The 24,921-nt window shown below is 55.7% G+C and carries 24 protein-coding genes; 9 read left to right on the top strand and 15 right to left on the bottom strand.

Translation table 11 applies throughout. The features are described from left to right. Positions 1–119 precede the first annotated feature (119 nt). From MWU60_RS18375 to MWU60_RS18360, 4 genes are all read right to left on the bottom strand, one after another. Positions 120–629: a hypothetical protein gene (locus MWU60_RS18375; protein WP_247228869.1), complete on the bottom strand. Its 510-nt coding sequence runs from the start codon at positions 627–629 to the stop codon at positions 120–122. 171 nt (positions 630–800) lie between these two features. Further along, positions 801–1,199, bottom strand: coding sequence for an 8-oxo-dGTP diphosphatase MutT (gene mutT / locus MWU60_RS18370; RefSeq protein WP_247228868.1), 399 nt, complete (start codon positions 1,197–1,199; stop codon positions 801–803). Then, positions 1,196–2,410 carry a bifunctional glutamate N-acetyltransferase/amino-acid acetyltransferase ArgJ gene (gene argJ / locus MWU60_RS18365; protein ID WP_247228867.1) on the bottom strand — a complete coding sequence of 405 codons (1,215 nt, stop codon included), beginning with the start codon at positions 2,408–2,410 and terminating at the stop codon, positions 1,196–1,198. The genes mutT and argJ overlap by 4 nt, the downstream gene beginning before the upstream one ends. Before the next feature lie 6 nt (positions 2,411–2,416). After that, positions 2,417–3,259: a peptidylprolyl isomerase gene (locus MWU60_RS18360; RefSeq protein WP_247228866.1), complete on the bottom strand. Its 843-nt coding sequence runs from the start codon at positions 3,257–3,259 to the stop codon at positions 2,417–2,419. Positions 3,260–3,454: 195 nt separating this feature from the next. Here MWU60_RS18360 and secA point away from each other — a divergent pair, with 195 nt between their 5' ends. Further along, positions 3,455–6,163 carry a preprotein translocase subunit SecA gene (gene secA / locus MWU60_RS18355; RefSeq protein ID WP_247228865.1) on the top strand — a complete coding sequence of 903 codons (2,709 nt, stop codon included), beginning with the start codon at positions 3,455–3,457 and terminating at the stop codon, positions 6,161–6,163. A gap of 99 nt (positions 6,164–6,262) precedes the next feature. Further along, entirely contained in the window at positions 6,263–7,255 is a 993-nt protein-coding gene (locus tag MWU60_RS18350) for a hypothetical protein (protein WP_247228864.1), read from the top strand. Here the strand turns inward: MWU60_RS18350 and radC are convergent. The 4 genes from radC to MWU60_RS18330 form a co-directional block, all read right to left on the bottom strand. Beyond that, the gene (gene radC / locus MWU60_RS18345) at positions 7,252–8,019 is read right to left on the bottom strand and encodes a DNA repair protein RadC (RefSeq protein ID WP_247228863.1); all 768 of its coding nucleotides are present in this window, start codon (positions 8,017–8,019) and stop codon (positions 7,252–7,254) included. The genes MWU60_RS18350 and radC overlap by 4 nt on opposite strands. Positions 8,020–8,060: 41 nt before the next feature. Beyond that, a complete protein-coding gene (gene dnaJ / locus MWU60_RS18340; RefSeq protein WP_247228861.1) occupies positions 8,061–9,200 on the bottom strand; it encodes a molecular chaperone DnaJ in 1,140 nt (379 codons plus the stop codon). A gap of 76 nt (positions 9,201–9,276) precedes the next feature. Then, positions 9,277–11,181 (bottom strand): molecular chaperone DnaK, encoded by a 1,905-nt coding sequence (gene dnaK, locus MWU60_RS18335; protein WP_247228860.1) that lies wholly within the window; start codon positions 11,179–11,181, stop codon positions 9,277–9,279. Positions 11,182–11,386: 205 nt separating this feature from the next. Next, entirely contained in the window at positions 11,387–12,208 is an 822-nt protein-coding gene (locus tag MWU60_RS18330; protein ID WP_247228858.1) for an ABC transporter permease, read from the bottom strand. 119 nt (positions 12,209–12,327) lie between these two features. On the opposite strand from MWU60_RS18330, the gene cysQ reads away from it, so the two are divergent. The 7 genes from cysQ to MWU60_RS18295 all read left to right on the top strand — a co-directional run bounded on the left by cysQ (position 12,328) and on the right by MWU60_RS18295 (position 20,163). Next, the gene (cysQ, locus tag MWU60_RS18325) at positions 12,328–13,125 is read left to right on the top strand and encodes a 3'(2'),5'-bisphosphate nucleotidase CysQ (RefSeq protein WP_247228857.1); all 798 of its coding nucleotides are present in this window, start codon (positions 12,328–12,330) and stop codon (positions 13,123–13,125) included. Beyond that, positions 13,125–13,925, top strand: a complete 801-nt coding sequence (locus MWU60_RS18320; RefSeq protein ID WP_247228855.1) for a manno-octulosonate cytidylyltransferase — start codon at positions 13,125–13,127, stop codon at positions 13,923–13,925. The genes cysQ and MWU60_RS18320 overlap by 1 nt, the downstream gene beginning before the upstream one ends. A 113-nt stretch (positions 13,926–14,038) precedes the next feature. Further along, positions 14,039–14,932 (top strand): UTP--glucose-1-phosphate uridylyltransferase, encoded by an 894-nt coding sequence (locus MWU60_RS18315; protein ID WP_247228854.1) that lies wholly within the window; start codon positions 14,039–14,041, stop codon positions 14,930–14,932. A 12-nt stretch (positions 14,933–14,944) separates the two neighbouring features. After that, positions 14,945–15,982: a glycosyltransferase family 2 protein gene (locus MWU60_RS18310; protein ID WP_247228853.1), complete on the top strand. Its 1,038-nt coding sequence runs from the start codon at positions 14,945–14,947 to the stop codon at positions 15,980–15,982. A gap of 40 nt (positions 15,983–16,022) precedes the next feature. Next, the gene (locus tag MWU60_RS18305) at positions 16,023–17,033 is read left to right on the top strand and encodes a glycosyltransferase family 2 protein (protein WP_247228852.1); all 1,011 of its coding nucleotides are present in this window, start codon (positions 16,023–16,025) and stop codon (positions 17,031–17,033) included. Next, a complete protein-coding gene (locus MWU60_RS18300; RefSeq protein WP_247228851.1) occupies positions 17,030–18,733 on the top strand; it encodes a beta-1,6-N-acetylglucosaminyltransferase in 1,704 nt (567 codons plus the stop codon). Before MWU60_RS18305 ends, MWU60_RS18300 begins: the two co-directional genes overlap by 4 nt. After that, positions 18,730–20,163 carry a sulfotransferase domain-containing protein gene (locus MWU60_RS18295; protein ID WP_247228850.1) on the top strand — a complete coding sequence of 478 codons (1,434 nt, stop codon included), beginning with the start codon at positions 18,730–18,732 and terminating at the stop codon, positions 20,161–20,163. Before MWU60_RS18300 ends, MWU60_RS18295 begins: the two co-directional genes overlap by 4 nt. Here MWU60_RS18295 and MWU60_RS18290 read toward each other — a convergent pair. The 7 genes from MWU60_RS18290 to MWU60_RS18260 all read right to left on the bottom strand — a co-directional run bounded on the left by MWU60_RS18290 (position 20,160) and on the right by MWU60_RS18260 (position 24,913). Continuing rightward, positions 20,160–20,624: a PTS sugar transporter subunit IIA gene (locus tag MWU60_RS18290; protein ID WP_247228849.1), complete on the bottom strand. Its 465-nt coding sequence runs from the start codon at positions 20,622–20,624 to the stop codon at positions 20,160–20,162. The genes MWU60_RS18295 and MWU60_RS18290 overlap by 4 nt on opposite strands. Before the next feature lie 29 nt (positions 20,625–20,653). Next, positions 20,654–21,229 (bottom strand): ribosome-associated translation inhibitor RaiA, encoded by a 576-nt coding sequence (gene raiA / locus MWU60_RS18285; RefSeq protein WP_247228848.1) that lies wholly within the window; start codon positions 21,227–21,229, stop codon positions 20,654–20,656. Positions 21,230–21,464: 235 nt separating this feature from the next. Further along, positions 21,465–22,226, bottom strand: a complete 762-nt coding sequence (gene lptB / locus MWU60_RS18280; protein ID WP_247228847.1) for an LPS export ABC transporter ATP-binding protein — start codon at positions 22,224–22,226, stop codon at positions 21,465–21,467. Next, positions 22,226–22,711, bottom strand: coding sequence for a lipopolysaccharide transport periplasmic protein LptA (lptA, locus tag MWU60_RS18275; RefSeq protein ID WP_247228846.1), 486 nt, complete (start codon positions 22,709–22,711; stop codon positions 22,226–22,228). Before lptA ends, lptB begins: the two co-directional genes overlap by 1 nt. 17 nt (positions 22,712–22,728) lie before the next feature. Continuing rightward, positions 22,729–23,325, bottom strand: coding sequence for a hypothetical protein (locus tag MWU60_RS18270; RefSeq protein WP_247228845.1), 597 nt, complete (start codon positions 23,323–23,325; stop codon positions 22,729–22,731). A gap of 8 nt (positions 23,326–23,333) precedes the next feature. Continuing rightward, positions 23,334–24,302: a KpsF/GutQ family sugar-phosphate isomerase gene (locus MWU60_RS18265; RefSeq protein ID WP_247228844.1), complete on the bottom strand. Its 969-nt coding sequence runs from the start codon at positions 24,300–24,302 to the stop codon at positions 23,334–23,336. Next, positions 24,302–24,913 carry a ribonuclease D gene (locus MWU60_RS18260; RefSeq protein WP_247228843.1) on the bottom strand — a complete coding sequence of 204 codons (612 nt, stop codon included), beginning with the start codon at positions 24,911–24,913 and terminating at the stop codon, positions 24,302–24,304. The genes MWU60_RS18265 and MWU60_RS18260 overlap by 1 nt, the downstream gene beginning before the upstream one ends. Positions 24,914–24,921 lie beyond the last annotated feature (8 nt).

Genomic DNA, 24,921 nt, shown 5'->3' with positions numbered 1-24,921 from the left:
GCCATCCAATACCATCCGTACAGCGCGTTCGCGGACTTCTGGTGAATACTTGTTCGTTGTCTTTGTCATGATGCTCCATCCTACTCATGAGTTGGAGCCTCCGGCAAACCCGGCGCGGTTCACCTCGGCATGTCCGGACAAGTCCTTGAACTGCCATTTGCCCAGGCTTTGACCTGATCCGAAAACGCGCCTGCTCCAATAGAGCCTTGGTAATGTGTAACTTGTGCGCCGCTACCGTTGCTTTGCACGGATGCAGCGAAGAAAATGTAGCCTTCGCTCGGCTCGTTCACGCTGCCTCTGATCGGGACCATCCTCATTGCCAATTCTGCGCCGTTGCCAGAGCTGCGGACCGTTGTTTCCCAGCGTGTGACGAACTGCGTACCTTGCACCCCGAATTGGGTCTGGCGCGGCGCCATGATGCTTTCGGTGGTCCGGTTCAAGCATTTACTGGACAGGCTACGCAGGCTATTTGTGACTGCGCTCGCCGAGCGTGAGACGGCATAGCTTTCACTTGATACAAGCGGCGATGTGGACGCCATTGATTGCAACTCTGCCCCGGTTTGCGGGTAAGATATGCCGCAGCCCGCCAAAATGAATGTGAGCCCTAGTGCAGCAAAAGATTTGTTCATTGAGTAAAACCCTGTCGATATGATGGTGATCCGCCTGCACTTTGACGATTAGAGGGCGAAATCTCAATGGTGGATACGCCATAGCGATTAACTTCATCCGATGGCGAGTTTCACCAATGCGGGCGTTCTTCAACTCTGCAGCATCGTTCTTAGTGGGCTCAAACCGGTCACTTACAACCAATCCCGCAATATCGGGATCAGCGGCACATCTGCCGCTGGCATGGGATAGTTGCGCAGGTCATTCGCTTGCACCCATTTCAGCGCTTGACCTTCGCGTGATTGCGGCGTGCCGTCCCATTTGCGGCAGGCAAACAGCGGCATCAGCAGGTGGAAATCATCGTAGGTGTGGCTGGCAAATGTGAGGGGCGCGAGGCAGGATGCCCATGTGTCGATCCCCAGCTCTTCCTGCAATTCGCGGATCAGCGCGGCCTCTGGTGTTTCGCCCGTCTCGACCTTGCCACCCGGAAACTCCCACAGGCCCGCCATGGACTTCCCTTCCGGGCGTTGTGCCAAAAGGATGCGACCGTCCGCATCAATCAATGCCACGGCGGAAACCAGAACCACCTTCACGACCGGTAATCCGCGTTGATGCTGATGTACCCATGCGTCAGATCACAGGTCCAAACAATGCTTTGGCCGTCGCCGATCCCCAGATCGACCCCAACCTCCAGTTCCGCGTTTTTCATATAAGCGCTTGCCGCGTCCTCGGAATAATCTGGCGCGCGCCAGCCGTCCTGGGCGACAGTGATGTCCCCAAACCGGATACTCAGCCGATCCCGATCTGCTACTGCTCCGGATTTACCAACAGCCATGACAATCCGTCCCCAATTGGCGTCTTCCCCCGCTATGGCGGTCTTGACCAGTGGCGAGTTGGCAATCGACAAGGCCACTTTGTGCGCGTCGGCGTCGTCCTTTGCGCCGCTCACTTGGACCGTCACGAATTTGGTCGCCCCTTCACCGTCGCGCACGACCTGATGGGCCAGATCCAGCATGACGTTGTGCAAAGCGTCCGTGAAATCGGTGTTCCCCGCTACATCCACCCCGGATGCGCCGGTTGCGGCAACCATCAGCGTGTCAGAGGTCGAGGTATCGCTATCGACCGTGATGCAGTTGAATGTCTTGGCATTCAGGTCAGAGACCAGCGTCTGCAAATCACCTTGATCCATTTTCGCGTCGGTAAAGATATAAACCAACATCGTCGCCATATCGGGCGCGATCATGCCAGAGCCCTTGGCGATGCCCGCGATTTTCACGCGCCTTCCGTCCACCTTAATGGTGGCCGACGATCCCTTGGCAAAGGTATCCGTTGTCATGATTGCATGTGCTGCTTTTGAAATTGCATCACCTGATTGTGCGTCGTTCAGTTCTGCGATTTTCGCCAAAATCCGATCATGCGGCAATGGTTCCCCAATCACACCGGTGGATGCGGTAAAGACCCGCTCGACCGCGACGCCAGTGGACGCCGCGACGCTTTGGGTGACAGCCTGCACCGATCCCGTACCATGCGCGCCGGTGAAGGCGTTGGAATTTCCAGAGTTCACCAATATCGCAGCAGAACCACTTGGATCGCCCCCCAGCTTTTTCTGGCAATCCAGCACTGGTGCCGCACGCGTCACAGAGCGTGTGAAAACGCCTGCGACAGAAGTGCCGGGGGCAAGGACGGCCAGCATCACGTCTGCGCGCCCTTGGTATTTGATGCCAGCTGCGGTCGCCGCAAAAGTCACCCCGCCGATTTCCGGCAGATCAGGAAACCGTGGCGGAGCAAGTGGTGAGACAGTCATGCGGGCCTAGTCCAGCAGGTCGATTGCGTCGATGAGGGCCGGATCAAACTGACCTTCCTCAGGTTCGGTCACCGCCGTTGCAGCCGCGAGCTCTTCAAGGCGTGCCGTGACGGCCGCTTCCTGCAACTCAGCCGCGATCTGCTGGCGCAGGTCATTCAGTGTCGGACGTGGTTGGACACGCTTTTCAAGCAGCGTTGCAACATGCCAGCCAAACTGCGTCTCAAAGGGTTCAGTCACGCCGCCAACTTCGAGGGCCATAATCGCCTCTTCGAACGTCGGGACCATCGCGCCCGGGCCAAACCAGCCAAGGTTGCCGCCGTTTGGCCCTGTTGGCCCGGTTGACACAGCGCGCGCGACTTCGGCAAACTCAGCGCCTTCGTCGATGCGTGCCTTGGCGGCGGCGGCTTCTTCCTGGGTCTCGACCAGCAGGTGGGCTGCGTTGAATTCAGGAATATCCTCCGCATCCGCAAAACGTGCATCATAGGCGGCCTCAATATCCGCCTCGGTGATCGCAGTCTCGGCGATTTGTGTGATAACCTCGCCTGCTTCCAGCGCGCGCCGCTCATTATTAAGCATATAGTCGATGCGCGTAGGTACATCTTCCAACTGGTCGGCCAAAAGTTGTTGCTGGATCAGCTGATCAACAAGCCCGTTAAAAAGCACGTCATTGGGAAACTGCGCATACTGCGGGGGCAGTTGGGTGCGGGCGATGATGATCTCGCCCAATGTGATATCTGTGTCGCCGACGGTGGCTACGACAGTGTCGGCTGTCACGTCCTGAGCAAAAGCGCCCGTGGACAAAAAGGCAGCCACAGTCGCAGCACCCAAAAATGTAACATGTTTCAGCATTAAACGATCCCTTGATAGGCCGCGCCAGTCCGCGGCGTTGACACTGTAGTAGCGGCCCCTTACATCCCAGAGATGCCTCGAGGAGGCCTTATAGTTCCATAGCTTCGGCCCTTTCTATGTGGCCTGAACCGGGCCTACAAGCGACCTCCTCTCAAATAGATGTCAGACAGGTGCTAATGCGCCGCCGGAGAGAATATGCTGGGTTTCGGAACGATTGCCAAAAAGGTGTTTGGCACCGCAAACGACCGCAAAGTCAAAGCCGTCCGCCCCTTGGTTGATCAGATCAATGCGCTTGAGCCTGAGTTCGAGGCGCTGTCTGACGAAGGCATCAAAGAAAAGACTGAGGCGCTTGCCAAACGCGCGATGGGCGGCGAAAGCCTTGATGATCTGCTGCCTGAAGCCTTTGCTAATTGCCGCGAGGCTGCCAAACGTGCGCTGGGCCTGCGTGCCTTTGATACGCAGCTGAAGGGCGGCATCTTCCTGCATCAGGGCAACATCGCTGAGATGAAGACAGGTGAGGGTAAGACTCTTGTCGCGACCTTCCCCGCCTATCTGAATGCATTGACCGGCAAGGGTGTGCACATCGTCACTGTGAACGACTATCTGGCCCGTCGTGATGCCGAATGGATGAGCAAAGTTTATAGCGCGCTGGGTTTGACCACCGGTGTGGTCGTGCCACAGCAACCCGATGATGAGAAAAAAGCCGCCTACGCCTGTGACGTCACCTATGCGACGAACAACGAATTGGGCTTTGACTATCTGCGCGACAACATGAAGTCAGAACTGGACCAGATCTATCAGCGCTACCACAATTTCGCGATTGTGGATGAGGTCGACAGTATTCTGATTGATGAAGCCCGGACTCCGTTGATTATCTCTGGCCCCGCCCAGGACCGGTCTGAAATGTACGCGACCATCGACAAGGTCATCCCTGATGTGCTGGACGAGCATTTTACCTTGGATGAAAAAACCCGTCAGGTGACGTTCAACGACGATGGTAATGATTTTCTGGAAGAGAAGCTAAGCGCCTCTGGCTTGCTGCCTGAAGGTCAGACACTCTACGATCCTGAAAGCGCCACGCTGGTGCACCACATCAACCAGGCCCTACGCGCGCATAAGCTTTTTACAAAAGACAAAGACTATATCGTCCGCGATGATGAGGTCGTCCTGATTGACGAATTCACCGGTCGCATGATGGTCGGGCGCCGACTGTCTGACGGCCTGCACCAGGCGATTGAGGCGAAGGAAGGCTGTTCGATTAAGCCCGAAAACGTGACGCTGGCCTCTGTGACCTTCCAAAACTACTTCCGTCTTTACGACAAGCTGGGCGGCATGACGGGTACAGCATCGACCGAGGCCGAGGAATTTCAAGAGATTTATGGGCTTGGTGTTGTCGAAGTGCCAACAAACCGCCCAATTGCACGTTTGGATGAAGACGATCAGGTTTATCGCACGGCCCGCGAGAAGTTTACTGGCGTCGTGGATGAAATCAAAGAGGCCCATGCCAAGGGTCAGCCGATTCTTGTGGGCACAACGTCGATTGAGAAATCCGAGGCGCTTGCAGACATGCTCAAAGCTGAAGGAATCACCTTTAATGTCCTGAACGCGCGTCAGCACGAACAAGAAGCACAGATCGTTGCGGATGCAGGCAAGCTGAACGCTGTCACCATTGCGACCAATATGGCTGGACGCGGCACTGATATTCAGTTGGGCGGCAACGTTGAAATGCGTGTGCTGCAAGCCGTTGCTGAAGACCCGGATGCCGATATCGAAGCACTGCGCGCCCGGATCGAGGCCGAAGTCGCCGATGAAAAGGAAAAGGTGAAAGCCGCTGGTGGTCTGTTCGTGCTTGCCACTGAACGCCACGAAAGCCGCCGGATTGATAACCAGCTGCGCGGCCGTTCGGGCCGTCAGGGTGACCCGGGTCGGTCTGCTTTCTTCCTGTCGCTTGAAGACGATCTGATGCGTATTTTCGGCTCTGACCGGTTGGACAAGGTCTTGTCCGGTTTGGGCATGAAAGAAGGCGAAGCGATTGTGCACCCTTGGGTGAACAAGTCGCTAGAGCGGGCGCAGGCCAAGGTCGAAGGCCGCAACTTTGACATCCGCAAACAGCTGCTGAAGTTCGATGACGTGATGAACGAGCAGCGCAAAGTGATCTTTTCACAGCGCCGCGACATCATGGAAGCCAAGGATCTGTCAGAGGTCACCAAGGACATGCGCGATCAGGTGATCGACGATCTGGTGCATGACCATATGCCGCCAAAAACATATGCAGATCAATGGGATACCCAAGGACTCTATGCGAGCGTCATTGAGCATCTTGGCCTTGATGTGCCCGTGATCGCATGGGCCGAAGAGGAGGGTGTCGATGACGATGACATCCGCGAACGGCTGGAAGAGGCCGCCGACAAATACATGGCCGAAAAGGCAGAAGCCTTTGGCGATGATACGATGCGCAGCGTCGAAAAACAGATTCTGTTGCAGACGATTGACGCCAAATGGCGCGAGCATCTTTTGACGCTTGAACACTTGCGGTCTGTCGTTGGTTTCCGTGGCTACGCACAGCGCGATCCGCTGAACGAATACAAGACCGAAGGGTTCCAACTGTTTGAAAGCATGCTTGATGGGCTGCGCACTGATGTAACGAAAAAGCTGTCGCAAATCCGCCCGATGTCCAAAGAAGAGCAAGAGCAGATGATTGCGCAAATGCGCCAGCAGCAACAGGCGGCGGCGCAAGCGGCTGCTGCTGCGGCAGCGCCTGCCGTCACGGCAGCAGCAACTGGTGAAGCACGCGAAGGGTTTGATGAAAACGACCCGACGACTTGGGGCAATCCGGGCCGCAACGACAGCTGCCCTTGCGGGTCAGGCAAGAAATTCAAACACTGCCACGGGCGGCTTGCCTAATTTTTGCCATAACTGGAACACGCTAAGACCTTTGGCATGACCCGCTGATGTCACTCTGACTCGTCATTTCTGGATACAGTGTTACTGTGAGGGATGGGGATGTCTCGCTTTACGACGATCAAAACAATTGCATCAACGCTGACAGTCGCTGTCGCGGTTGGCTTTGTGATGCAGTACGACGAACCAACACCTCGGATTGGCGCCGCCGCTGACGGACCGATTTATAACAAAGCTCCGCGTACGCTGATGATGTCAACAAATGCGCAGGGTGAGGCCGTGTTCGGTGTGCCGGATGTTGTGACAACCCCATTGAACCATATGGCCAACGTGCAATCGGTTGTGGCCGTGGATGTCGTCTATACCGAACTTGATGTGCCAGAACTTGGCGTGCTTTTGGCCACGCCCGGTATCGGCTGCGACACGGCAATCTCCGCAAAGCGGCAACCGGGCGCAATTGTTGAGCTGTCGATCTCAGCACCCTGCTTTCCCAATGCAGAGTTTCTTGTCCATCACGAAGGTCTGTTGTTTTCGGCGGTCAAGGACGGCGATGGCAATGCGACAGTAATCGTGCCGGCCCTTGTCACTGACGCAGAGTTCGCGATTTCTGTGGGCAATGTTATGCAGGGCAGCACCAGCATTTTTGTTCCTGAGTTGCGCCAATACGACCGTGCGGTTTTGCAATGGGCCAGTGCCGATAACATGCGCTTGCACGCCTTGGAAAACGGCGCACAGATTGGTGACCCGGGTCATGTCTGGTCAGCGTCCGTGCACACGGCTGAGAACACGCGCGCTGGTTTGAACGGATTTGTGGCCTACTTTGGTGAAACCGAGGCTGAAATCCCCTATCAGGCTGAAGTTTACACATTTCCCGCCGGTCAGATGAACCGTGATTCCATGGTAGATCTGCGCGTTGGTGTCAGCGTGAACGAAGCGAATTGCGATAGCGAGGTTGATGCTATCACGATCCAGACGAATGCTGGACAGATGCTGGTGAAATCGGACATCGTCGCGCGCATGCCAAGCTGTGACCAGATTGGTGAAATCGTCTTCTTCGACGATATGTTTTCTGATCTGACACTGGCGTCCCGTTAGACCCCGCCGTCGATCAAGCCAAGCGCCCGGAAACTAGTTTCGCTGGCTTTTCCAATAATCAGATGATCATGCAATGTGATGCTTAGCGCTTGTGCTGCGGCATTGATTTGCCGTGTCATTTGGATATCTGCGTCTGATGGCGTGGGGTCGCCGGACGGGTGATTATGCACAAGGATCAATGCGCTGGCGTTTAATTCCAACGCACGCTTCACAACCTCGCGCGGATAAACCGGCACATGATCCACGGTGCCTTTCGCCTGTTCTTCGTCGGCGATGACGGTGTTTTTGGTATCCAAAAACAGGATACGAAACTGTTCCGTTTCGCGGTGCGCCATCGTCGTATGGCAATAATCAAGCAACGCGTCCCAGCCAGCCAGAACATGCCTTTGCATGACCTTGGCCCGAGACAGGCGATGTGCTGCTGCCTCAACCAGTTTCAGTTCCAGCAGTACGGCATCACCAACGCCTTTGACGGCAGAAAGCTGTGTGAGTGGTGCGGAAAGGACCCGATTGAAGTCGCCAAACCTGTCGATCAGAGCGCGCGCCAATGGTTTGACATCCTGTCTTGGAATGGCACGAAACAGGACGAGTTCGAGCAATTCGTAATCGGGCATCGCTGCTGCCCCACCGGACAAAAACCGTTCACGCAGGCGTTTGCGGTGGTCGCGCATGTAGGATGGGACCTTACCCTTTTCCAAGGGCGGGACTGCAATCACATCGTCATGGTCAGAAAACAAGGAAGGCGCTTCGGCAAAATGGGTCATTTCCCTACTCTGCCAAAGCGATGGTTACTGCGCGGTTAACGCTAGCTTTTCATCGAGTCCCAAAAGCTTTTGACGCTGTCGAAAAAGCTGGACCCTTGCGGGTTGTTCTCTTCGCTGAGTTGGTCAAATTCCTTGAGAATCTCGCGTTGCCGCGATGTCAGTTTGACAGGTGTTTCCACCGACAGTTCGATGAACATGTCACCGGTATTGCCGCCGCGCAGGGCAGGCATGCCCTTGCCACGCAGACGCATCTGGCGGCCAGACTGCGACCCTTCGGGCACTTTTACCCGGCTGCGGCCACCGTCGATCGTTGGCACTTCGATCTCACCACCTAGTGCGGCGGTTGCGATGGATACGGGCACTCGACAGTAAAGGTTCGTGCTTTCCCGCTCAAACAGCGCGTGATCCTGCACCTCAATGAAGATATAAAGGTCGCCTGTCGGACCACCGCGCATTCCGGCCTCACCTTCGCCAGCAAGGCGAATCCGTGTGCCGGTTTCAACACCCGCGGGAATGTTGACGGAAAGGGATTTCTCTTTCTCGACGCGACCTTGACCGTGGCAGGTGGTGCAGGGGTCTTTGATCGTCTGACCCATGCCCGAACAGGTTGGACACGTGCGTTCAACTGTGAAGAAACCCTGCTGCGCGCGCACCTTGCCCATGCCGGAACAGGTTGGGCAGGTTTGCGGCTCTGATCCGCCTTCTGCACCGGTCCCGTTACATGCGCCGCATCCAACAGCCGTTGGGACGGTGATGGTTTTCTGCATGCCAGAGAACGCATCTTCGAGGTTGATCCGCAGGTTATAGCGCAAGTCATTGCCGCGCTGTGCGGCACTGCGACGGCCCCCGCCGCCGCGACCGCCCATGAAATCGCCGAACAGATCGTCGAAGACGTCAGAAAAAGCGCTGCCAAAGTCGCCTTGGCCACCGCGTGGCCCGCCGCCGCCCATGCCGTTTTCAAAGGCAGCATGACCGTAACGGTCGTAAGCGGCTTTCTTGTTTTCGTCCTTCAGGACTTCGTAGGCCTCGTTGGCCTCTTTGAATTGTGCTTCGGCGTTGGGATTGTCGGCGTTGCGATCCGGGTGCAGCTCTTTCGCCTTTTGGCGGTAACCCTTCTTGATCGTCGCGGCGTCAGCACCTTTGGCGACGCCAAGCACTTCGTAATAATCACGTTTTGCCATGATGTGGTTCCCCCTTTGGGAAAGGAAAAGACCGGCCCGGGTTGCGGGCCGGTCAATTCACAGACGGCGTAACGCCTTAGTTGTCACGCTTGTTGTCGTCCAGATCTTCGAAATCCGCATCGAGGATTTCTTCATCGGCACCCGGCGTATCAGGCTCTGCTTCGCCTTCAGCTTCTTGCTGCGACTTATAGATCGCTTCACCCAGCTTCATGGCGGCTTCGGTCACGTTCTGGACGCCAGATTTGATCTTATCTGCGTTTTCAGTTTCCAGATCGTCCTTAAGCGCAGCAATCGCCAACTCAATCGCCTCGATCGTGGTTGGATCGACCTTATCGGCATGCTCTTCCATCGACTTTTCGGTCGAGTGGATCAGGCTTTCCGCTTGGTTCTTGGCATCCACCAACTCGCGACGGTCTTTATCTGCCTCAGCGTTTTCTTCGGCGTCTTTGACCATTGCTTCGATGTCCTCATCGGACAGACCACCAGAGGCCTGGATCGTGATCTTCTGCTCTTTGTTGGTGCCTTTGTCTTTGGCGCCAACTTCAACGATGCCGTTGGCGTCGATGTCAAAGGTCACTTCGATCTGTGGCATGCCGCGTGGTGCGGGCGGGATATCTTCAAGGTTGAACTGGCCCAACATTTTGTTGTCAGCGGCCATTTCACGCTCACCCTGGAAGACGCGCAATGTCACGGCGTTCTGGTTGTCTTCGGCGGTTGAGAAGACCTGAGACTTTTTCGTCGGGATCGTTGTGTTCCGGTCGATCAGGCGCGTGAACACACCACCAAGGGTTTCGATACCCAGCGACAAAGGTGTCACGTCCAGCAGAACCACGTCTTTGACGTCGCCTTGCAGAACACCGGCCTGAATGGCGGCACCCATTGCGACCACTTCGTCGGGGTTTACACCTTGGTGCGCTTCCTTGCCAAAGAACTTGGCAACTTCTTCCTTCACGCGTGGCATGCGTGTCATACCGCCAACCAACACGACTTCGTCGATGTCAGACGTGGACAGGCCCGCATCTTTGATCGCTTCTTTACAAGGCTTCAAGGATGCTTTGATCAGGTCACTGACCAGGCTTTCCAATTTCGCACGTGTCAGTTTCATGACCATGTGCAACGGCTGGCCGTTGGAGCCCATGGAAATAAACGGCTGGTTGATTTCAGTGCTGGAGGAAGACGACAGTTCGATCTTGGCCTTTTCCGCAGCTTCTTTCAGACGCTGCAACGCCATCTTGTCCTTGGTCAGATCGACAGAGTTCTCTTTTTTGAACTCATCCGCCAGGTAGTTGACGATGCGCATGTCAAAGTCTTCACCACCAAGGAACGTGTCACCGTTGGTAGATTTCACTTCGAACAGGCCGTCGTCGATTTCAAGGATCGTGACGTCAAATGTACCACCGCCAAGGTCATAGACCGCGATGGTTTTGCTGTCTTTCTTATCAAGGCCATAAGCCAATGCAGCCGCTGTCGGCTCGTTGATGATCCGCAGCACTTCGAGGCCCGCAATCTTACCGGCGTCTTTCGTCGCCTGACGCTGAGCATCGTTAAAGTAGGCAGGGACGGTGATAACCGCCTGTGTGACGTCTTCGCCAAGATAGCTTTCGGCGGTTTCTTTCATCTTGCCAAGAATGAAAGCAGAGATCTGGCTGGGGGAGTATTTCTCACCCTTGGCTTCGACCCATGCGTCGCCATTGCCGCCGTTGATGATTTCGAACGGCATGTTCTTTTTCTCTTTGGCAAGGTCCTTGTCGTCGAACCGACGACCGATCAGACGCTTGACCGCAAAGATTGTGTTTTCAGGGTTGGTCACAGCCTGGCGTTTCGCCGGCTGGCCCACAAGGCGCTCATCATCTGTGAACGCGACAATAGATGGCGTCGTGCGCGCACCTTCAGAGTTTTCTACAACACGTGGCTTTGCACCATCCATGATGGCGATACAGGAGTTCGTGGTTCCCAGGTCGATACCAATAACTTTGGCCATTTTTCAAATCCCTTACGTTAGGCGGTTTGAGCAGCGCGAACCCATCTGAGGCACCCGCGCCAGTTACATATATACAGCCCAGCGCCTTGGCCCTGTGCTGCGATCTTGGCGTATATAGGGATGCGTTATTCGGGCTGCAAGCGGCAGAACAGCTGCAAACCATGTAAAATAACGGATTTTCTTCAGTTAGGTTAAGGCACGCGCCTTACCTGCCCGCAAACCAGCTGACTGATACGTGCTGGCGGGCAAAAAATTCACCCATCAGGCCGATCATAATCAGCACAAGGGACAGGTAAATCGGATACTCCAGATTTGTAAACTGAGGGTTGTAATGCAAGAAAACGGCACCGCGCATCTGGTCGATGATGTGAAACAGAGGGTTCCAGTCGAACATGGCGATCATGGCGGCTGGAAGCGTGTTGACGACAAATAGCTTGCCTGACGCGATCATATTGATGCGGATGTAAAGCGGCTTGATCGTAGCAATAAACCGCGGAAACCATGGCTTGAGTGCCAGAAATATCATCCCTGCCGCACAGCCCGAAAACCACGCGAGTATGAGCAGACCAAGGGCCGCGATCGGATCATGTATGTGGACCGGTGTGAAAGCGATATGATAGATCACCAAAATCACAGTGAGCGTGATGATTTGCAAGTAAAGCGCTGACAACGCCGAGGCCAAAATCGCAACAATTGTGTTCATGGGTCTGTGCAACATCATCGGTGATGTCGGCCCCCCAGAACCCATCACAGCGTTCACGGCTTTGATATGCGTCAGATAAACAAAGATACCGGTCATGATGTAAAGCAGCATGTCCCCCCGGATAGGCGAACTGCGGAGCCCGAGGATCTGAAAGAAAATCCAAAAGGCAAAGATCATCGTCAAACCCTGCACCATATTCAGTGCCATCGACACAACGGCATTTCTGTGCCCGCTGCGCGCGCGGCGCACGATCGTATGATACGTCACCTCCAGCATGCCCAGCATACCTTCTGACGTGGTCGTGTGGATTGGGGATTGGAACATTTGCTTTCCAGATCTTACGTAACAGGCGACATGTCGTTGTAACACGATAACCTTGCTGATCACTTGACGAAACACCATAAACAGCCTGATCAGGGCATTTTGATGACAGGTAGTATTGTATGGACTTTGAAAAATTAACGCAGGTCATGCGCACATTGGCACTACAGGCCGGCGACAAAATCATGGAAATCTACGCGGCTGACGACTTTGAGGTACGCTCAAAAAGTGACGAAAGCCCCGTGACTGTGGCGGATGAGGCCGCCGATGCGATCATCAGCGCCGGCCTGCGCGCCGCTTTCCCTGACATCGCACTCGTGACCGAGGAACAAGCCGCATCGCACGGCCAGTCGGTCAGCACCTTCCTGATCGTCGATCCGCTTGATGGCACCAAGGAGTTCATCAAAAGGCGCGGTGATTTCACCGTGAACATTGCCTATGTCGCAGATGGCGTGCCAGTGCGCGGGATCGTTTATGCCCCAGCCAAGGATCGTCTTTTCTATACCCAAGCAGATGGCACCGCGGTTGAGGAAACAGCGCCCTTTGCCAAGGACCATGCCGGTGCGACAACACCGATCAACGTGTCTTCGCCCGATAACGCGGCACTGCTTGTCGTCGCGTCCAAGTCACACCGTGATCAGGCGACAGACGACTACATCAGCAAATACGCAACCGCCGATATGAAAAGCGCAGGCTCGTCACTCAAATTCTGCCTTGTCGCCACAGGCGAGGCCGATCTTTACCCCCGTCTTGGCCGCACGATGGAGTGGGATACGGCTGCGGGTCATGCCGTGCTGAAAGGGGCCGGTGGTGAGGTCGTTCGTTTCGATGATCATACACCGCTTGGCTACGGCAAGCCGGGATTTGAGAACCCCTTTTTCATCGCCTACGCACCCGGTGTGACGCTGGAGAAACCATAATGTCCGTCCTGATCGTGATCCCTGCGCGGTATGCCTCTACCCGGTATCCGGGCAAGCCATTGGTTGAATTGCGCGGCGCAGGGGGCGAGGCCAAAAGCCTGATCCGCCGCTCGTGGGATGCCGCCCGCGAGGTCAATGGCATCGACAAGGTTGTCGTGGCGACAGATGACGCGCGGATCGCTGATGCATCAAAGGCATTCGGGGCCGAGGTCGTGATGACGGCGACTACTTGCCAAAACGGCACTGAACGCTGTGCTGAGACGCTGACACATCTGGGTGAAGGCTATGACATCGTGGTGAATTTGCAGGGGGATGCGCCGCTCACCCCTGCATGGTTCATCGAGGACTTGGTGCAAGGGCTGCGGGACAATCCAAACGCTGATGTTGCCACCCCGGTTTTGCGCACCGAAGGCCGCGCTTTGAACGGGCTTTTGCAGGACCGCCGCGAGGGCCGTGTTGGGGGTACTACTGCCGTCTTTGGGGCAGACAACAACGCGCTGTATTTTTCAAAAGAAGTGATTCCCTTCACGGGGCGGACCTATGGCGACGCGGATGAGACCCCGGTTTTCCATCATGTCGGTGTCTATGCATACAGACCAAGCGCGCTTGCGGCCTATACAGGTTGGCCTGCGGGTCCATTGGAACAGCTGGAAGGGCTGGAACAGTTGCGATTCCTTGAACGTGGTGTACCGATGCTCTGTGTTGAGGTTGCAGCCAAAGGTCGCCAGTTCTGGGAGCTGAACAACCCGCAGGATGTGCCGCGGATTGAGGCGATGCTAAAGGAAATGGGACATAATTAGGCAAAACTCTGGCAGGTAGGGTATACCTCCACATCAATTGTATTTGTTTTGTCTTATTGTAGCCGTGTTAGCGAAATACTTTGCACCGGTAGTTTAGAATGAAGGGTGATTTGATGAACAGAAAAGTCTCTAAGGCGATTTTTCCCGTGGCTGGACTGGGAACACGGTTCCTGCCTGCAACAAAGTCGGTCCCAAAAGAAATCATGACGCTCGTGGATCGCCCGTTGATCCAATACGCCATTGACGAAGCGCGGGCCGCTGGCATCGAAGATTTTATCTTTGTCACCTCGCGTGGAAAATCCGCGCTTGAGGATTATTTTGATCTGGCGCCTGATCTGGAAGCATCGCTTGAAAAAGCAGGCAAGACAGAGCTGCTCGAAGTCCTGCGCAATACAAACATGGACAGCGGTACAATTGCATACCTGCGCCAGCACAAAGCACTGGGCCTTGGTCATGCGGTGTCCTGTGCAAGCAAGTTGATCGGGGATGAGGCCTTTGCCGTTATTCTGACCGACGACGTGATTGCAGGCGAAAAGCCATGCTTGCAGCAGATGATCGAAGCCTATCAGGAAACCGGTGGTGCGATGGTTGCCACGATGGAAGTGTCGCCTGAACAGACGTCGTCTTATGGTGTCTTGGACATCGCCGACCAGAATGGCCCTATCGTGAAAGCCAAGGGCATGGTTGAAAAGCCTGCCGCCGGAACGGCTCCATCAAATCTTGCTGTGATCGGCCGTTATATTCTGACGCCGCAGGTGCTGGCCAATCTGGAAACTGTTGGTCGTGGTGCTGGTGGTGAAATTCAGCTGACGGATGCGATTGCGGAAGAAATCCGTGCTGGTCGCGATGTGTTCGGTTATCGCTTTGATGGCCAGCGCTATGATTGCGGCTCCAAGGCTGGCTTCCTGCAAGCGACTGTCGCCTTCGCATTGGCACGTGACGAATTGCGTGACGAGTTTGCGGAATTCCTGACGCAGATGCACGCGGTGCAGCAGGCGGCGCAGTAAAGGCCGACCGATATGGCAGTATCCGAGCGCCCATGGCGCAAAGGGCTTTGGCATGCTTACCGTCTGCGTTGGAAACGCAGGCGGTTTTTGTTTCGGATATGGCGCAAACGGCATCAGATTGCCCCAAGGGTGGACCGCACAGATCAGATCACTTCGGACGCGATTCTGGCCTTTGCCACGGTCCGAAATGAGATTGTCCGGCTGCCTCACTTCCTTTCGCATTACCGCAAACTTGGCGTGGATCACTTCCTTTTTGTCGATAACGGTAGCGACGATGGCACTGCTGAATATCTGGCCGCGCAGTCAGACGTTTCCCTCTGGCACACAACGCATAGCTACCGTTTGGCGCGTTTTGGGATGGACTGGCTGGGATGGCTGCAATGGCAGCATGGGCATAAACACTGGTGCCTGACAGTGGATGCGGATGAGTTATTGATCTACCCCACCCATGAGGCCCGCGACCTAAAGGCGTTGACCGGGTGGCTGGACGATCAGGGGCATGCATCATTCGGGGCGATGCTGCTGGACCTTTATCCCAAAGGGCCATTGGGTGATGTTGCCTATGATCCGGGCGACGACCCGACCAAGACGCTGGCGTGGTTCGATGCGGGCAACTACCGCGACCAGTTGCATGATTATTACGGCAACCTGTGGATTCAGGGGGGCGTGCGCGAACGGGTCTTTTTCGCCGATGAACCTGCGCGCGCGCCGACACTGAACAAAACACCTTTGGTGCGCTGGTCGCGGCGTTACGCTTATGTCAGCTCAACCCATCAAATCCTGCCAACGCGCTTGCATGATGTGTTTGACTTTGCGGGTGATAGCCGGGTCAGCGGCGTGCTGCTTCACACAAAGTTCCTGCCCATCGTTGCCGCGAAATCGGCGGAAGAGTTGCAGCGCGGTCAGCATTTTCAGAACACGGCGCTCTACACCGACTATCACAAACAATTAACCCAAAACCCTGATCTTTGGCATAAAGGATCGCAACGTTACGAAGGCGATGCGCAACTGGTTGCGTTAGGACTGATGTCAAAAGGGCGTTGGGTCTGATATGCAGTGCAGAAATCGTCGGCATAGGTAAAGCAACGCCTTGGGTATTTGGACATCATATCGGCTGCGATTGCAGCGCAAGCGGTGGCGCGCGCGCGCCCTGCGTAAGGGTCGCGAGTTGCAGGTGGTCTCCGACCGCACGCAAGACATTGCGCCTGATGATATCTTGCTGTTCTGCACCTTTCGGAACGAAGATGTGCGGTTGCCGTTTTTCCTTGATTACTACCGCAAGCTTGGCATCAACCACTTTCTGTTGGTCGACAATGACAGCAGCGATGCAGGGCGTGCATATGTATTGGACCAACCCGATGTCTCACTCTGGAGCACAAAGGCCGCTTACGGTGAGGCCCGCTATGGCGTGGATTGGCTGACGTATCTGCAAGGTAAATATGCGGATGGGCATTGGGCGCTGACCGTCGATGTGGATGAGTTCTTTGTCTACCCGTTCTGCGATACCCGCCCGATCCGGGCGCTGGCGGATTGGTTGGATGCGTCCGGCGCACGATCGTTTGGCGCGATGTTGTTGGATATGTATCCCAAAGGGCCGGTGGGGCAGACCCACTATGCACGCGGTGATGACCCGTTTGAGGTGGCCAATTGGTTCGATTCCGGCAACTACATCATGACCAAGAACAAGCTGCTGAAAAACCTGTGGATCCAAGGTGGACCACGCGCGCGCAGTTTCTTTGCCAGCAAGCCCAAGCAAGCGCCCGCGCTGAACAAAATTCCCTTTGTGAAATGGCGCAAACCTTATGCCTACGTCAGTTCTACCCATATGATGCTGCCGCGCGGGCTGAACCTTGTTTACGATCAGCAAGGTGGCGAAAAGACCTCGGGCATTTTGCTACATGCGAAGTTTCTGAACACATTTGCCGACCGCGCAACCGAAGAAGCCCAGCGGGCAGAGCATTATCGCGCGGGGCGCGAATACAAGACCTATGCTGAACGCCATGGCACCGACCCTGATTTGTGGTGCCAATGGAGCGAGCAATACATCAACTGGCGCCAGCTTGAAATTCTGGGTCTGATGTCCAAGGGGAATTGGGCATGACGCTGGGTGTCATCATGTTAGTACACACCGGGTTTGACCGGGCCGAACAGATGGTGCGGCATTGGTCGGACGCGGGTTGTCCGGTTGTGGTGCATGTCGATAGCAATGTGCCGGCGGCCAGCTATAACACGTTTTCCGCAGCTTTGGCTGATCTTGCCGATGTCCGCTTTTGCGCGCGGCATCGTTGCGAATGGGGCACCTGGGGCATGGTAGCGGCATCACAAGAAGCAGCAACGCTATTGCTGGAAGAATTTCCAGACGCGCAGCATGTATATCTGGCGTCTGGGTCCTGCCTGCCTTTGCGCCCTGTTGCTGAGTTGCGTGCCTATCTTGACGCACATCCCGATACGGATTTCATCGAAAGTGCGACCACGGCAGATGTCCCCTGGACCGTTGGTGGGCTTGATCGCGAACGCTTTACCTTACGGTTTCCTTTTGCATGGAAAAAGCACCGACGCCTGTTCGATCAATTTGTGAAACTTCAGCAGTTGATCGGTTACCGCCGCACAATCCCCGAAGGCATCGTGCCGCATATGGGATCGCAATGGTGGTGCCTGACCCGGCAAACGCTGGACGCGATCCTTCAGGACCCTAAGCGTGGGGTTTATGACCGCTATTTCAGGCAGGTCTGGATCCCTGACGAAAGCTATTACCAGACGTTGACGCGACTGCATGCACGTCAGGTTGAAAGCAGGTCGTTGACACTGGCAAAGTTCGACTATCAGGGCAAACCGCATATCTTTTTCAATGATCACCTGGAGCTTTTGCAACGCTCCAAAAGCTTTGTGGCGCGCAAAATTTGGCACAATGCTGATCTGTTGTATCAAACCTTCCCGCTACCACATGATGCGGCGCGCGCTGCCGAGGAACCAAACTCGGGCGCTGTAGACCGCGTGTTTTCACATGCCGTAGACCGGCGCACACGCGGGCGACCGGGTCTTTATATGCAAAGCCGGTTTCCAAGTGTGGACCGCCAAAACGGAATTGCCGCAGCCCCTTATGCAGTGTTGCAAGGGCTTGATGATGTCTTTCCCGATTTTCAGGCGTGGCTGACCAAACAGACGGGTGCGCAGGTGCACGGGCATCTGTTTGCAAAAGACCGCGCGCATTTTGCGGATGAAAGCGAGATTTATCGCGGCGGGCTGTCAGATAACGCGCGGTTGCGCGACTACAACGGCAAGATGTTCCTGGCCAACCTGATCTGGAATGGTCGCGACGACCATCACTGTTTTCAATTCGGACCGGCAGATACGCAAAAGGTTCGATGGACCTTGGCCAAAGACACCAATGCAAGTATTTGGGTCGTGTCCGGTGCGTGGTCGATCCCATTATTTGCATCAGGACGATCCGCAAGCGATGTCAGGGCCGAGGCCGCGCGCCTGCAACGGATCGAGGACAAGTTTCTGAAAGTATTGCGTGCGCCCGATGCCCATGCGCGGATCAAGATCATGACGCTGGCAGACTTTATCGAAGCTCCGATGGATGTGCTGCAAGCCATTATTGATGATATCGCCGGGCATCGTGGGAATGCATTGAAAGAGGTCCCGAAGATGCCGGATTTGACCGGGTTGCCAGACTTTTTGCAGGACCTGAAGAACCAAGGCATGCATCCTTTCCTGACAGGTGACATCACGATCGGCAACACCCGACCCGCCAACGGCGAACCCCGTCGCAAACCCTATGTGATCAGTGCTGAATGAGTAAGTTTGACTACTTCATCCTGCTGGCAGAAATGCGGACCGGGTCCAATCTGCTTGAAGCGAACATCAACATGCTTGATGGCGTCAGCTGTCACGGCGAAGCATTTAACCCGTCATTCGTGGCCTACCCCAAGATTGACGCATTGCTGGGTTTTGACCGTGAAACGCGCGAAAAAGACCCGCTCGCCTTGCTGGGTAAGATCAAAGAAAGCGATACGCTCGCTGGTTTCCGGTTTTTCCATGATCACGATCCGCGCGTGCTGAATGCCTGCGTTGATGATCCGCGTTGTGCCAAGATCATCCTGACCCGGAACCCGCTGGACAGTTTTGTCAGCTGGAAGATCGCGCAGGCGACAGGGCAGTGGAAACTGACCAATGCGACCCACTCCAAGTCCATTTCCATCGACTTTAAGCCTGCCGATTTCGAGGCGCATCTGGAGGCGATCCAAGCGTTTCAGGTCCGCATCCAGCATGCATTGCAGATTAGCGGCCAAACAGCGTTTTACATCAGTTATGATGATCTGCGTGACGTTGACGTTCTGAACGGGTTGGCGCAGTTTCTGGGCACGCCTGCCCGGCTGTCGAACATCAACAAAAGGCTGAAAAAGCAAAACCCTGACCCGTTGGATCAAAAGGTCAGCAACTTTGATGAGATGAAAGAGGCACTGGCGCGTATGGATCGGTTTGATCTGGGGCGTACCCCGCATTTTGAACCAAACCGTGGCCCCGCCATTCCCACCTATGTGGCAGCACCCCAGTCTGGTCTGTTGTACATGCCGTTGCGGTCCGGCCCGGATAGGGCCGTCCGGCAGTGGCTGGCCGCCGTTGATGGTGCCGCAACAGACGCATTGATTGAAAAGTTTTCGCAAAAGTCGCTGCGTCAGTGGCAAGAAACACATGCAGCGCATCGCAGTTTCACCGTCCTGCGGCATCCACTGGCCCGCGCGCATGCTGCCTTTTGCGACCGTATTCTGCTGGATGGTCCGCGCAGCCTGCCGGAAATCCGCGCCAATCTGATCCGTGTCCATAAGCTTAAGATACCGCCGGCCGCCCCGGACTTGGGCGATCTGAACAGCTATTCCGACAAAGATCATCACCGTGCTTTTTTGGGTTTCCTTAAGTTCCTGAAAACCAACCTCGCAGGCCAAACCAGCATACGGGTCGATCCATCATGGGCAAGCCAGCTGACGCTATTGCAGGGCATGGCGCAGTTTGCGGTTCCCGACATGGTGCTGCGCGAAGATCGGTTGGCCGATGATCTGGCGCATCTTGCTGTCACACTGGATATTGAAAATCCACCGGCGCTGGGCGATACGGCGCATCGCTGGCAGCCACGCCTGCAATCCATCCATGATGCGTCACTCGAACAGGCTGCGCGCGATGCTTATGGGCGCGACTATGCAGCGTTCAGTTTTGGGGATTGGGCCTAGGCCGCCTGCGAAGCCTCAACCTCTGTCAGGATTGTGTGCAGTGTGCTTGCATTGCTATTAGCGCGTAGCTTTCCGCAGATCGCCTTGTCCCGCAAGGTGCGCGACACCAGCGCCAGTGCTTTAAGGTGGTCAACGCCAGCATTTTCCGGAGCGATTAGCGCAAACACCAAATCAACGGGTTGCCGGTCAATAGCATCAAAGTTCAGTGGTTTTTCGAGACGCAGAAACAGGCCAAAGACCTTGTCTGCCTCTCGCAGTCGTGCGTGAGGCAGTGCGATGCCTTGGCCAACACCGGTTGGGCCCAAACCCTCGCGTTCGACCAAGGCATCAATCACTGTGGTCGCGTCCAAGCCATAGCTGACCTCGGCAAGTTCACCAAGGTCATGGAAAAGGCGCTTCTTGCTGGTGCAAGAAGAAATCGACTTTACCGCATCCGTTTTCAGAATGGTGCCAAGTTGCATGAAACACGTCTCTCAGTTGATTGTCTGGTCTAACCCGATGTGCGTGGGTCGATCCAGCCGATGTTTCCGTCGTCACGTCGGTAGACGACGTTTACTCCATTATGTTTCTCGTTCCGGAAAACCAAAACCGGAGCGCTCGCAATTTCCATCTGCATGACAGCCTCGCCAACAGACAAAGACGGTATCTTCGTTTCCATCTCAGCGACGATCATGCCGGTCACTGAATCTTGTTCAGCGTCGTCTAACTCGTCCCTTGATTCGAGGATATATGACCCCGCGTCTGAAAGTTCAACAGGCTGTGAACGCTCTTTATGGTGGTCTTTCAGGCGCCGTTTGTAGCGGCGCAACTGCTTGTCCATTTTCTCGGAACTTGCGTCAAACGCTGCATATATTTCGGTCGCTTTGCCAGTGGCTTGCGCGTTCAGACCCGTGGAAAGATGCACAACGGACTCGCAGACATATTCATGCGCCGACTTGGAAAAAACCACATAAGCTTCGGTCGGTCGCCCGGCATATTTGCTCAGGATTTCTTCCAACTCAGTCTTCACATGAGTTTGCAGGGCTGCACCAATGTCGATTTGCTTTCCGCTGATCTGGTAACGCATCGTTTCTCCTTTAGTAGGTTATGAGGTCGCGCGGTTCATGCCCGAAATGCGGGAAAAACGGCGTAACATCATATGAGTGGATCACGATAACATCCCGATTTTGTTAAGCTTATCCGCATGGACCGGCGGTATGCCAGTGACGACGCGGGGAAAGTAATCGGGTCTATCATCCTCAACATTTGGCGATGAAACCCGGGGTGTTGTCAATGATGCATGGCCACCGAGGCGAAAAGAATCAGTTCACGCGGAAGTTGCTGCCCAGATAAACGCGGCGCACGTTCTCATCTTGGATGACTTCGCTTGTGGTCCCGCTCATCAGAACTTTGCCGTCGTGCAGGATATAGGCGCGATCCACGATTTGCAGCGTTTCCTGCACGTTATGATCTGTGATCAGCACGCCGATGCCGCGGTTTTTCAGATCGGCCACCAGATGCCGGATTTCACCCACGGCAATCGGGTCAACCCCTGCAAAGGGTTCATCCAGCAGCACGTATTTCGGCCCTGCGGCAAGACAGCGCGCAATCTCAACCCGGCGTCGTTCACCCCCCGAAAGGGCCAAGGCCGAGGCCCGCCGCAGATGTTCAATGGAAAATTCCGAAAGCAGTTCTTCAAGCCGTTCCCGGCGGCGGTGCCGGTTGGATACGTTGATTTCGAGGATCGACATGATGTTGTCTTCCACAGACATGCCGCGAAAGATCGACATTTCCTGTGGCAGATACCCGATGCCCATCTGCGCTCGGCGGTACATGGGCAATGTCGTCACCTCGCGCCCGTCGATAATGACCCGCCCGCCTTCGGGTGTGACAAGACCTGCGATGGAATAAAAGCATGTTGTTTTGCCCGACCCGTTCGGGCCCAGCAATGCCACAACCTCACCTCGTCCAAGGTCGATGCTAACATCGCGGATAACGGGGCGTTTGCGATAGCTTTTGCGCAGATTGACGATTTTCAGGCCGACATCGCCATCTTGGACTGAAAGTTGCGGGCTATCCTGCATCAGTTTTCACCTTGTTGCAGAACGGTGCGCACACGTCCATCCATGGTGGCTGTGCCATCAGCGACATTAATGGTCATCTGCCCCGCCGAGATTGCGCTGGGCCCTTGGGTCAAAAGAACGTCACCGGCCAGCACCAACAAACCGGTCGTGATGTCATAGTCGGCCTGCTGTGCTTCTGCGGCTTCGTCCGCGGTCACAAAGGTGACCCCGCCCGTCGCGATCAGGCGGGCGATTTGTGATGTGTCGGTGCCATAGATGACTTCAACCCGACCGGCCGTCAGGCGCAAGTCGCCTTGCCCGATGATCACATTGCCGTCGAATACGGCTTTGCCGGTTTCTTGATCAACCGCAAGACTGTCTGCCGTGACCTCAATCGCGGCGGCCGTATCAACCGTGATACCACCCAGATCAATGTTGGTTTGCGCATGCGCCATCCCCGCTGTCGCGACAATGAGGGACGCGCAAAGTGCAATCTGTCTTAGCATCGGTGCCTTATCCTTCGTCACGGGGCTTGGGGGATGTATAGCAGGCGGACCCCGTCGGTGAACAGCATCTCCTGCGCCGTACCTTCGGATGCAACCAGAAATGTCACTTTGCCTGCGGTCAATTGCCCAAAGGGCGCGCGGACTTCCAGCAATCCATCCGATGTGACCACCCCGGTGTCCAGCGCGGCAATCAAGCCGTTTGTTTCCATCTCATACCCGTCTGAGGTTTCAAGCCGGGCCAACCCCAAAAACCGGGCGACGCGGGCACGGCCATCGACTTCGCCTGTTGTCGCGGTGATTTCGACGTGGCTGCCGTTTGCATTGTCCATACGCATGCGCATGTCGTCGATGCTGACAGTGTCGGGCTGGGCTGTGTCGGGGCGCGCGGTTTTGGCTGAGATGACAATGATCGCGCCTTCGTCGGTCACCCCGGAAAACTCTGGCGCGGACACACGTTGTTCGCGCGCGATGGCCTCGACCTCTTCCAAGACGATTTCGGAAGGTTCCGTGGTGGATCGCGCAAACAGAAACAGCGTTGACAAAAGCGCCAATGCGCAGAGTGGCAGAATAATCTTTGCCCAGCCAACAATCTGGGAATGTAGATTATCCGCCACAGCCACGGCTAGACGATCCCGGCGCGCAGGCAGTCGTGGATATGAAGGAACCCTGCGACTTGTCCGGGACCTTTGGGATCAACGGCGAACAGGCATGTGATCTTGCGGTCGTTCATCAGCGCGACCGCTTCTTCCGCCAAAGCTTCGGGGCCAACGGTCGCCGGGCTTGCGGTCATCACCTCTTGTGCGGTGTGGTCCAAAAGGCCGCTCATGTGGCGGCGCAAATCGCCATCGGTGACGATACCGATCAGGCGCGCGTTGTCATCAATCACACCCACAACGCCAAAGCCTTTTTGGCTGATGACCAAAAGTGTGTCGCTCATCGGTGTGTCTGCGGGCACCAGTGGGACAGCATCTGCGGTGTGCATCAGGTCGGATACCTTGGACAATTGCGCGCCCAGCTTGCCGCCGGGGTGAAAATCACGAAAGTTTTCGGGTGTGAAATCGCGGTGCTCCATCAGGGCGACGGCCAGGGCATCGCCCAGCGCGAGCGTCATCGTCGTTGATGTCGTGGGCACAACCCCAGTGCCGCAAGCTTCCCCCAGACTAGGCAGTACGATGGCGACATCGGCGCGGGTCAAAAGCGTGCTTTTTGGTTTGCTGGCAACGCCGATCATGGGGATACCAAAGCGGCGGGTATAGGCAACCAAATCGGCCAGTTCCGGGGTTTCGCCCGAATTGGACAGGACCAGTACAACGTCACCGCGCGTCATCATGCCAAGATCACCGTGGGAAGCCTCGGCCGGGTGCACGAAATGCGCAGGTGTGCCGGTGCTGGCGAAGGTCGCAGCGATTTTGCGCGCGATATGCCCAGACTTTCCCATGCCCGAAACGATGACGCGGCCCTTTGCGTTCAGTAAAAGCTCCACCGCTTGTGCGAAGCTTTCGCCAAGCCCGGCGGATAAAGCGGTAAGTGCTTCGGCTTCTTGTGTGATGACCCGTTGGGCGGTGCCCAGAAATTTTGCGTGATCAACCATCAGTGCGAAAAGATGTCTGAATCAGGCCAGCCTGCCAGATCAAGCTTGGCGCGGGTTGGCAGGAAATCAAAGCAGGACTGGGCAATCGCAGTCCGATCTTCGCGGGCGAGAAGCACATCAAACTTTTCCTTTAGCTGGTGCAGATACAAGACATCAGATGCTGCATAATCCAACTGCGCTTCGGTCAGCTCAGGCGACCCCCAATCGCTTTGCTGTTGGTGCTTTGAAATGTCGATGCCCGCCATGTCCTGCAACAAGATCTTTAATCCGTGCCGATCCGTATAGGTTCGCACCAGCTTTGAGGCGATTTTGGTACAGTATGCCGGTGCGGTCAGCGCACCGAACGCGTTCAAAAGGGCGGCGATATCAAAGCGGCCAAAGTGAAACAGCTTCAGGACGTTGGGGTCTTGAAGCATTGCGCAAAGGTTCGGTGCCTCTGTCTGTCCTGGTGTCACTTGCACAAGATGGCAATCGCCATCGCCGCCTGACATCTGGATCAGGCAAAGCCGGTCCCGATGCGGGTTCAGCCCCATTGTTTCGCAGTCAATCGCGACAACCGGCCCAAGGTCGAGCCCATCTGGCAGATCATTCTTGTAGAGGTGATTGGCCATGTGCCGCC

It is taken from the genome of Yoonia sp. F2084L, assembly GCF_023015625.1.
In the GTDB taxonomy this organism is placed as follows: Bacteria; Pseudomonadota; Alphaproteobacteria; order Rhodobacterales; family Rhodobacteraceae; genus Yoonia.
This window is presented reverse-complemented; position numbering and strand designations above follow the sequence as displayed.

Excerpts from the sequence above, each read along its gene's own strand:
- MWU60_RS18350 (WP_247228864.1), top strand. The coding sequence starts at position 6,263 with ATGTCTCGCTTTACGACGATCAAAACAATTGCATCAACGCTGACAGTC.
- MWU60_RS18290 (WP_247228849.1), bottom strand. The coding sequence starts at position 20,624 with ATGCAACTTGGCACCATTCTGAAAACGGATGCGGTAAAGTCGATTTCT.
- secA (WP_247228865.1), top strand. The coding sequence starts at position 3,455 with ATGCTGGGTTTCGGAACGATTGCCAAAAAGGTGTTTGGCACCGCAAAC.
- dnaJ (WP_247228861.1), bottom strand. The coding sequence starts at position 9,200 with ATGGCAAAACGTGATTATTACGAAGTGCTTGGCGTCGCCAAAGGTGCT.
- radC (WP_247228863.1), bottom strand. The coding sequence starts at position 8,019 with ATGACCCATTTTGCCGAAGCGCCTTCCTTGTTTTCTGACCATGACGAT.
- MWU60_RS18295 (WP_247228850.1), top strand. The coding sequence starts at position 18,730 with ATGAGTAAGTTTGACTACTTCATCCTGCTGGCAGAAATGCGGACCGGG.
- MWU60_RS18310 (WP_247228853.1), top strand. The coding sequence starts at position 14,945 with ATGGCAGTATCCGAGCGCCCATGGCGCAAAGGGCTTTGGCATGCTTAC.
- MWU60_RS18320 (WP_247228855.1), top strand. The coding sequence starts at position 13,125 with ATGTCCGTCCTGATCGTGATCCCTGCGCGGTATGCCTCTACCCGGTAT.
- dnaK (WP_247228860.1), bottom strand. The coding sequence starts at position 11,181 with ATGGCCAAAGTTATTGGTATCGACCTGGGAACCACGAACTCCTGTATC.
- MWU60_RS18260 (WP_247228843.1), bottom strand. The coding sequence starts at position 24,913 with ATGGCCAATCACCTCTACAAGAATGATCTGCCAGATGGGCTCGACCTT.
- MWU60_RS18265 (WP_247228844.1), bottom strand. The coding sequence starts at position 24,302 with ATGGTTGATCACGCAAAATTTCTGGGCACCGCCCAACGGGTCATCACA.
- MWU60_RS18300 (WP_247228851.1), top strand. The coding sequence starts at position 17,030 with ATGACGCTGGGTGTCATCATGTTAGTACACACCGGGTTTGACCGGGCC.
- cysQ (WP_247228857.1), top strand. The coding sequence starts at position 12,328 with ATGGACTTTGAAAAATTAACGCAGGTCATGCGCACATTGGCACTACAG.
- lptB (WP_247228847.1), bottom strand. The coding sequence starts at position 22,226 with ATGCAGGATAGCCCGCAACTTTCAGTCCAAGATGGCGATGTCGGCCTG.
- MWU60_RS18375 (WP_247228869.1), bottom strand. The coding sequence starts at position 629 with ATGAACAAATCTTTTGCTGCACTAGGGCTCACATTCATTTTGGCGGGC.
- lptA (WP_247228846.1), bottom strand. The coding sequence starts at position 22,711 with ATGCTAAGACAGATTGCACTTTGCGCGTCCCTCATTGTCGCGACAGCG.
- MWU60_RS18330 (WP_247228858.1), bottom strand. The coding sequence starts at position 12,208 with ATGTTCCAATCCCCAATCCACACGACCACGTCAGAAGGTATGCTGGGC.
- MWU60_RS18360 (WP_247228866.1), bottom strand. The coding sequence starts at position 3,259 with ATGCTGAAACATGTTACATTTTTGGGTGCTGCGACTGTGGCTGCCTTT.
- argJ (WP_247228867.1), bottom strand. The coding sequence starts at position 2,410 with ATGACTGTCTCACCACTTGCTCCGCCACGGTTTCCTGATCTGCCGGAA.
- raiA (WP_247228848.1), bottom strand. The coding sequence starts at position 21,229 with ATGCGTTACCAGATCAGCGGAAAGCAAATCGACATTGGTGCAGCCCTG.
- MWU60_RS18315 (WP_247228854.1), top strand. The coding sequence starts at position 14,039 with ATGAACAGAAAAGTCTCTAAGGCGATTTTTCCCGTGGCTGGACTGGGA.